The sequence below is a fragment of the Enterobacter sp. SECR19-1250 genome (genome assembly GCF_013391025.1).
Lineage (GTDB): Bacteria > Pseudomonadota > Gammaproteobacteria > Enterobacterales > Enterobacteriaceae > Enterobacter > Enterobacter cloacae.
Genome location: NZ_JACASJ010000007.1, coordinates 77,033 through 84,134 on the forward strand (window position 1 = coordinate 77,033; position 7,102 = coordinate 84,134).

Below are 7,102 nucleotides of genomic sequence, written 5' to 3' on the forward strand. Positions count from 1 at the left end.
AAGTGTGGTTGACCATGCTGAGTTCGCAAACGGACTATTCTGTAAAGGGGATGAAATGAGTCAGGTACTGATTACGGGGGCAACCGGGCTGGTGGGCGATCATCTGCTGCGGCTGCTGATCCAGGATCGCAGGGTGAACTACATTGCGGCCCCGACACGTCGACCGCTGGCGGACATTTCTGGCGTCTTTAATCCTCACGATCCACAGCTGACCGACGCACTGGCGCAGGTGCAGGATCCCATCGATATCGCCTTTTGCTGCCTCGGGACAACGCGGCGTGAGGCGGGCAGTAAAGAGGCGTTTGTTCATGCTGACTATACGCTGGTGGTCGATACGGCGCTAACGGCGAAAAAGCTGGGTGCCACCCATTTTGTGGTGGTCAGCTCGCTGGGCGCCAGCGCCCGTTCGCCGTTCTTTTACAGCAAGGTGAAGGGCGAGATGGAAGAGGCCCTGATTGCCCAGAAGTGGGAGCGGTTGACAATAGTCCGTCCCTCCATGCTGCTGGGGCATCGCGACGAGCGTCGTTTTAACGAGTCGATGTTTGCCCCGTTGTTCCGCATTCTCCCTGGTAACTGGAAATCCATCGAGGCGCGCGACGTGGCACGTGCGATGTTAAAAGAGGGGCTGTCACCATCGCAGGAGGGAGTGAATATCATCCCTTCGGCGAAACTGCGTGAAATCGCGCAGGGCGAGGCGTAAACTCCCCCGGCTAATTAAATAACACTCTCCGGGGAATGCTATGACTGGTCAGTCTTCATCTCAGGCGGCAACACCTGTCCAATGGTGGAAGCCCGCGCTCTTCTTTCTCGTGGTCATTATCGGCCTCTGGTATGTGAAATGGCAGCCGTACTACGGTAAAGCCTTCACTGCCGCCGAAACGCACAGCATCGGTAAATCTATTCTCGCTCACGCTGATTCCAGCCCGCTTCGCGCGGCGTGGGATTATGCCATGGTCTATTTCCTTGCCGTCTGGAAAGCCGCCGTATTAGGCGTCATTCTGGGCTCGTTGATCCAGGTGCTTATCCCGCGTCACTGGCTGGTGAAAACCCTGGGGCAGCCACGTTTTCAGGGCACCCTGCTGGGGACCATTTTCTCCCTGCCGGGCATGATGTGTTCGTGCTGTGCCGCGCCTGTCGCCGCCGGTATGCGCCGTCAGCGAGTCTCTATGGGCGGTGCGCTGGCGTTCTGGATGGGCAACCCGCTGTTAAACCCGGCAACGCTGGTGTTTATGGGCTTTGTGCTGGGCTGGCATTTCGCCTTTATCCGCCTGGTGGCCGGTCTGCTGACGGTGCTGGTGGTGGCAACGCTGGTGCAGAAATGGGTGAAAGATAACGCCGTTGAACCGGCCGCCATTGAGCTTGATGTCAGCGAGCCACAGGGAAGCTTCTTTGCGCGCTGGGGGAATGCTCTGTGGCAGCTTTTCTGGAGCACCATTCCTGTGTATATCCTGGTGGTGTTGGTGCTCGGGGCCGCACGCGTCTGGCTATTCCCGCATGCCGACGGCGCCATCAACAATACCCTGATGTGGGTCATTGCGATGGCCATTGCCGGTTGTCTGTTTGTGATCCCAACGGCGGCTGAAATTCCGATTGTGCAGACCATGATGTTGGCCGGCATGGGCACCGCACCGGCACTGGCATTGCTCATTACCTTGCCTGCCATCAGCCTGCCGTCGCTTATCATGCTGCGTAAGTCATTCCCGGCGAAAGCGCTGTGGCTCACCGCAGGGCTGGTGGCGTTGAGTGGGGTGATTGTGGGGGGTATTGCGCTTCTGTGAAAAAAGCCCGGTGGCGCGAGTGCTCACCGGGCTTACAGTCAGGTGGGAATTACTTAATGTAGGTAAATGCGGTGGTGACGTGTTTCACGCCGCTCACCCGGCTGGCGATATCGGCCGCCGCTTTCCCTTCACGATCGGTAACCAGACCCAGCAGGAACACTTCGCCGTTTTCGGTCGTCACTTTCACGTTGGATGATTTCACCTGGTCTGAACCCAGCAGCTGGGAACGGACTTTGGTGGTGATCCACGTGTCATTGGAGGCGGTACCAAGGCTGATTGGCTGCCCCTGACGCACTTCGTTGAAGACTTCCGCAGTGCCCTCTACGCCCATCGCGATCTGTTTTGCGCGGCTGGAGAGGTCAGTATTTGGCGCCTGGCCTGTCAGCAGCACTTTGCCCTGGTAAGCCGTCACGTTGATGCGCGCTTCTTTCTTAATTTGCTCGTCTTTCGACAGCGCACTGTTGACGCGCAGCTCCAGCGTGCCGTCATCTACCTGGGTGCCAACGGTGCGCGGATCGGTCGCTGCTTTGGTGCCGACGGCAGCGGTACCCACGACAGCCGCAGCGATACATCCCTGCAGCAGTAATGCAGACATAAGGACTGCGAGGGTCGATAAAGCCTTCATGAGAACTCCTTAATCATCCTGGTGAGGGAAAAGCGTGTTATCGATCAAATCACATAAGCAGTTCACCGTGAGCATATGCATCTCCTGAATGCGTGCGCTACGGTGAGACGGAATGCGGATTTCCACATCCTGCGGCCCCAGCAGGCCCGCCAGCTCGCCCCCGTCATAGCCGGTTAAGGCAACGATAGTCATATCGCGGGTAACGGCGGCTTCGACGGCTTTGACAATGTCACGGCTATTGCCGCGCGTGGAGATGGCCAGCAGCACATCGCCCGCATGGCCCAGGGCACGCACCTGCTTAGCGTAAATCTCGTCATGCAGACGATCGTTAGCAATCGCTGTTAAGACCACATTATCGGTATTAAGTGCAATGGCAGGTAAACTGGGGCGTTCTGTTTCAAAACGATTGATCATACTGGCAGCAAAATGCTGTGCGTTGGCAGCGGACGTGCCATTGCCACAACAGAGGATTTTGTTGCCATTGAGCAGGGACTGCACCAGCGTCATGGCGGCGCGAGAGATTGCGTCAGGGAGGGCTTCTGCCGCGGCAATCTGAGTCTGAATGCTTTCTGTGAAGCACACTTTAATTCTTTCGAGCACGTTATCCCTTTTAAATCTTAATTATGCGTCTTCGCCAAAAGCGTTTTTCAGCCATTCGATCTCGTTTCCCGTGAAGGCTAACACATCGAACCGGCAATCCACAGTATCAAAACTCCCATTATGGCGGGCAAGCCACAAGTGGGCAGTCTGTAATAATTTATGTTGTTTGGCGGGCGTCACGCTGGCGGCAGCACCGCCAAAACGGGAAGACTGTCGGTAGCGTACTTCCACAAACACAATGACCTGACCCTCTTTCATGATCAGATCGATCTCGCCGCCACGTCCGCGAACGTTAGCGGCGATAAAGCGCAGTCCCTTGCCCTCAAGCCAGCGACGCGCTTTTAATTCCCAGGCGTCGCCGGTCTCTTTACGGCTTAACTGGCCGGGACGATTTGTCCCTGCTGGTATTTGAGCCATGATAACTTCCTGTTAATCACGCAATCCTGAGTGGCCGTCAGATCGCCGGTATTGCCGTTTAGCTCAAAGCCCGGCACCTGACGCATTTGGGTAAAGTGGTTCGCCAGCGTCCAGGCATCGACGCCCATCGCGTACAGACGCGCCAGTGAGTAGTCGTTACGGACTGCGCTCAGCGCCTGCTGCATCAGGGCCGGATTGCTGCCCGCCAGCATCGGAATTTCGCTGTATTGCAGGCCGTCCATCTCCAGGCGGAAATCCGGGCCTGCGGTGCCTTGTGCGCTGCGAGAGCTGGCGTAGAGCGTGGCGCCGCTCTGGCTGCCGTTACGCATGGCGATCATCGGCTTGATGAAGGCAATCTCTTGTGGCGTAGCGACAATATAGGCCGCATCCACTTTACCGCCACCGCTAATCTGCGCGTCGGTAGGTGGGGCAGGGATGGTCAGACCGCCAATCGTCACGCTCTGCTGCTGTGGCAGGCTTGCACTCACCGGACTGCCGTTAAGCGCAATACCCGCGCCGCCGTTAACGCCCGCGCGCAGTTCAGAGACGGAACCGAATTTCTGCTGCAGCACGATGCCGCCGCCCAGCTTCTGCCACTCTTCGGCAAAGGCGTTGGCGACGCGATCGCCCAGCGTACTGCGAGGGATCAGCAGCAGCGGAGACTGTTTCCCTTGCTCGTGAATATGACGCGCCGCATCGCGGGCTTCATCTTCCGGAGAGAGGGCGAAATAGCAGATATTGGCGCGGTTCTGAACCTGTTCAGGCTGGTTGAGCGCCAGCACGTTCAGCGCAGTGTTGCTCTTCATCAACTCTTCGACGTTGTTTTTCAGCAGCGGACCCACAACGATGCTGGCGCCATCCTGTTGCACCTGCGCCAGAACCTGATCGAGCGGCTGAGAACTGGTGTCGTAGATTTTCAGCTCAGCGGCCGGGTTAGCGCTGGTGGTAGCTACGGCCTGTGGCTGGGCGGCAGGCTGAGCGGCAGGTTGTGCTGCGGGCTCAGTGGTCTGCGGTTGAGGTTGCTCCTCTGTCGCAGGCTCCGTCGCCGGTGCGGATTGTGTCTCTACCGGAGTCGCAGGCGCGGGTGCTGAGGCCGCAGGTGTAGTCGGTGCCGTCACCGGGTTCTGCATCGTCCCCTGCGGCGGCGTTTGTGCTGTGGTCAGGTCGCTGGTTTCCGCGGCGGAAGGGCTGACAACGTCGTTCACGTTTGCCGCCTGAGCTGCCTGCGCCGGAACTGCACTGCCGGTCACTGGCGTGGTACCGTTCTTCGCCGCTTCAAAACCTTGTTGAATGGTGCGGCCAAATACCGCCGCCTGGCCGTTTAACGGCAGAAGCAGGGCGATTTTGCTGGTGGAGGCAGGCTTAAAGTTCTGCACGTTCACCAGCTGTGTCGGCAGCATTTTCGCGCCCGGGTTTTGTGGGTAGCGCGTTTGCCAGTCGGTAATACCGGCTTTCAGCATGTTTGGATCGCTGCGGTTGTTAAACCACATCTGTTGCAGATCCAGCCACCCCTGCAACACGTTTTCATCAGCATTGATGACCAGCGCCTGCGCCTGTTCCTGGGTCATTGAGGCGAGCGCCTGCCAGGTGGCATCGATATTTTTCTGCTTGTCCGCACCGCCGAGCAGCGGCTCCTGGGCGATCAGCGCCCGCAGCAGCGTCAGGGAAGGACGTCCCTGCTCAGCGGTGATACCCGCCTGCCAGAAACGGGCCTGCTGATTTTTATCCAGTGCGCTTACGTCGATGTCGCCAAGGATCTTTTTCGCGGCGGCATAATCTTTCAGCGCGACTTTCAGCTCGGCAGAGAGCAGGCTCTGCTCAAGACGCTGGGCATCGTTAAGCTCGTGCGGAAGCTGGTTGAACAGTTCGGCGGCCTGCTGGGTTTTGCCCTCTTTCAGCAGTGCACGAATGGCGAGTAATTGCCAGTTGATCCTGGTATCATTTGAGCTTTGCGACATTTGTTGCAGATAAAAGCCAGAATCAGCCTGAGCGGATCCCTGCAGATGGGCCGTGCTCTGGTCAGGTGCCTGGGTGCCACAGCCTGCAAAGATCAGGGCTGCCAGCAGAAGCGGCACGCTGCGCGTGGCTTTTTTTCGAAGAAACGTTAACGGTACCATACTGTATCCAGTGATTTTTTTACGCAATGCTCAATATTAAATCGGCAATACGGACGAAACAATGAAACAACACGAAACGGCAGAGAATTCTCAAGGCCAGCTTTATATTGTACCTACTCCTATCGGGAATTTGTCTGATATTACCCAACGTGCGCTGACCGTATTGCAAGCTGTTGATTTAATTGCCGCTGAAGATACCCGGCATACCGGTTTATTGCTGCAACACTTTGCGATTAACGCTCGTCTCTTCGCCCTGCACGATCATAATGAGCAGCAAAAAGCAGAAACGCTGGTGGCGAAGCTCAAAGAGGGGCAGAACATTGCGCTCGTCTCTGACGCCGGTACGCCGCTGATTAACGACCCGGGCTACCATCTGGTGCGTACCTGCCGTGAAGCCGGGATCCGGGTGGTCCCACTGCCGGGACCGTGTGCTGCGATTGCTGCGTTGAGCGCAGCGGGCCTGCCGTCCGATCGTTTCTGCTATGAAGGTTTCCTGCCCGCCAAATCCAAAGGCCGCCGTGACGTGTTAAAAGAGTTGGAAGCTGAACCGCGTACGCTGATTTTCTACGAATCCACGCATCGCCTGCTGGAAAGCCTGGAAGATATGGTGACCGTCTGGGGAGAGAGCCGCTACGTGGTGCTGGCGCGCGAGCTGACCAAAACCTGGGAAACCATTCACGGCGCGCCGGTCGGCGAACTGCTGGCGTGGGTGAAAGAGGACGAAAACCGTCGTAAGGGCGAGATGGTACTGATTGTCGAAGGGCATAAAGCGGAGGAGGACGCACTGCCTGCCGATGCGCTGCGTACTCTGGCACTGCTACAGGCTGAATTGCCGCTTAAGAAAGCGGCAGCATTGGCGGCAGAAATCCACGGCGTGAAGAAGAATGCGCTCTATAAATATGCGCTGGAGCAGCAGGGGGAGTAAGCCCCTGCGTGCTTATTTTGCCGGGTGACGGCTGCGCCTTACCCGGCCTACGATTAGTGAACAGGCATCGCCTCAAACACCAGCGTTTCCAGCGGTTTGAGGGTAATCACCACTGCGTTTTTATACTCTGCCGGTATCGTGGCGTTACTGCCATAGACCGCTTTCAGGCTAAACGGCGTCGCGTCTCCGGTCGGGATTTCGAAATCTTTCGTCAAATCCAGATAATAGCTTTGCGGCTTATCCGACGGGTTTCGTAATCCAAAAATGGCTTTGTCTTTATTCCACGACGCCCAGCCGTAGATCTCAAGCGCCGTTGGGTCTCCGCCAATCCAGTGGGTATCCACCAGCACACTGGCGTTATCCCGGGACCATTTGGCAGCCTGCGCCAGGGTATCCCACTTCGCCTTGTTGAGCATTGAAGGGGTGATATACAGCTCCTGCAATTGGGTGCCGGTGGCGAAGTAGCTCCAGACCTGGTCAGCAAAATCGCTGTCCGTTTGCACCTTCTCCAGACCGTAATACGCATTCTCCGCGCTGACGATCCCGTGATACATCAGGGAGTTCAGCGGGAATAGCGGACCTTTACGAATGGAAGGGACTTCCCCTGATTATGCGCCTGATTAACTCTTGTGCAATCATG

The 7,102-nt window shown here is 57.2% G+C and carries 7 protein-coding genes and 1 pseudogene; 3 read left to right on the plus strand and 5 right to left on the minus strand.

Annotated elements, in window-relative coordinates; translation table 11 throughout:
* The first annotated feature begins 55 nt into the window (after nt 1-55).
* Nucleotides 56-700: an NAD(P)H-binding protein gene (locus HX884_RS03475; RefSeq protein ID WP_013098901.1), complete on the plus strand. Its 645-nt coding sequence runs from the start codon at nt 56-58 to the stop codon at nt 698-700.
* Between the two features lie 40 nt (nt 701-740).
* Nucleotides 741-1,778, plus strand: a complete 1,038-nt coding sequence (locus HX884_RS03480; protein ID WP_178327652.1) for a permease — start codon at nt 741-743, stop codon at nt 1,776-1,778.
* Between the two features lie 49 nt (nt 1,779-1,827).
* Here HX884_RS03480 and dolP read toward each other — a convergent pair whose 3' ends face one another.
* From dolP to HX884_RS03500, 4 genes are read right to left on the minus strand one after another with little or no spacing between them, the layout of a single operon-like run.
* Entirely contained in the window at nt 1,828-2,403 is a 576-nt protein-coding gene (dolP, locus tag HX884_RS03485; RefSeq protein WP_038420691.1) for a division/outer membrane stress-associated lipid-binding lipoprotein, read from the minus strand.
* Between the two features lie 9 nt (nt 2,404-2,412).
* Entirely contained in the window at nt 2,413-3,003 is a 591-nt protein-coding gene (gene diaA / locus HX884_RS03490) for a DnaA initiator-associating protein DiaA (RefSeq protein WP_003861754.1), read from the minus strand.
* Between the two features lie 21 nt (nt 3,004-3,024).
* Nucleotides 3,025-3,420 (minus strand): YraN family protein, encoded by a 396-nt coding sequence (locus HX884_RS03495; RefSeq protein WP_013098898.1) that lies wholly within the window; start codon nt 3,418-3,420, stop codon nt 3,025-3,027.
* Nucleotides 3,378-5,537: a penicillin-binding protein activator gene (locus tag HX884_RS03500; protein WP_040021951.1), complete on the minus strand. Its 2,160-nt coding sequence runs from the start codon at nt 5,535-5,537 to the stop codon at nt 3,378-3,380. Before HX884_RS03500 ends, HX884_RS03495 begins: the two co-directional genes overlap by 43 nt.
* Nucleotides 5,538-5,598: 61 nt before the next feature.
* On the opposite strand from HX884_RS03500, the gene rsmI reads away from it, so the two are divergent.
* Nucleotides 5,599-6,462 (plus strand): 16S rRNA (cytidine(1402)-2'-O)-methyltransferase, encoded by an 864-nt coding sequence (gene rsmI, locus HX884_RS03505; protein ID WP_013098896.1) that lies wholly within the window; start codon nt 5,599-5,601, stop codon nt 6,460-6,462.
* 53 nt (nt 6,463-6,515) lie between these two features.
* On the opposite strand, the pseudogene HX884_RS03510 reads toward rsmI, so the two are convergent.
* A pseudogene (locus tag HX884_RS03510) lies at nt 6,516-7,052 on the minus strand (enterotoxin); the annotation flags it as partial.
* Nucleotides 7,053-7,102: the final 50 nt, after the last annotated feature.

Coding starts and splice junctions, on each gene's coding strand:
- HX884_RS03475 (WP_013098901.1), top strand. CDS start 56: ATGAGTCAGGTACTGATTACGGGGGCAACCGGGCTGGTGGGCGATCAT.
- HX884_RS03480 (WP_178327652.1), top strand. CDS start 741: ATGACTGGTCAGTCTTCATCTCAGGCGGCAACACCTGTCCAATGGTGG.
- dolP (WP_038420691.1), bottom strand. CDS start 2,403: ATGAAGGCTTTATCGACCCTCGCAGTCCTTATGTCTGCATTACTGCTG.
- HX884_RS03495 (WP_013098898.1), bottom strand. CDS start 3,420: ATGGCTCAAATACCAGCAGGGACAAATCGTCCCGGCCAGTTAAGCCGT.
- HX884_RS03500 (WP_040021951.1), bottom strand. CDS start 5,537: ATGGTACCGTTAACGTTTCTTCGAAAAAAAGCCACGCGCAGCGTGCCG.
- rsmI (WP_013098896.1), top strand. CDS start 5,599: ATGAAACAACACGAAACGGCAGAGAATTCTCAAGGCCAGCTTTATATT.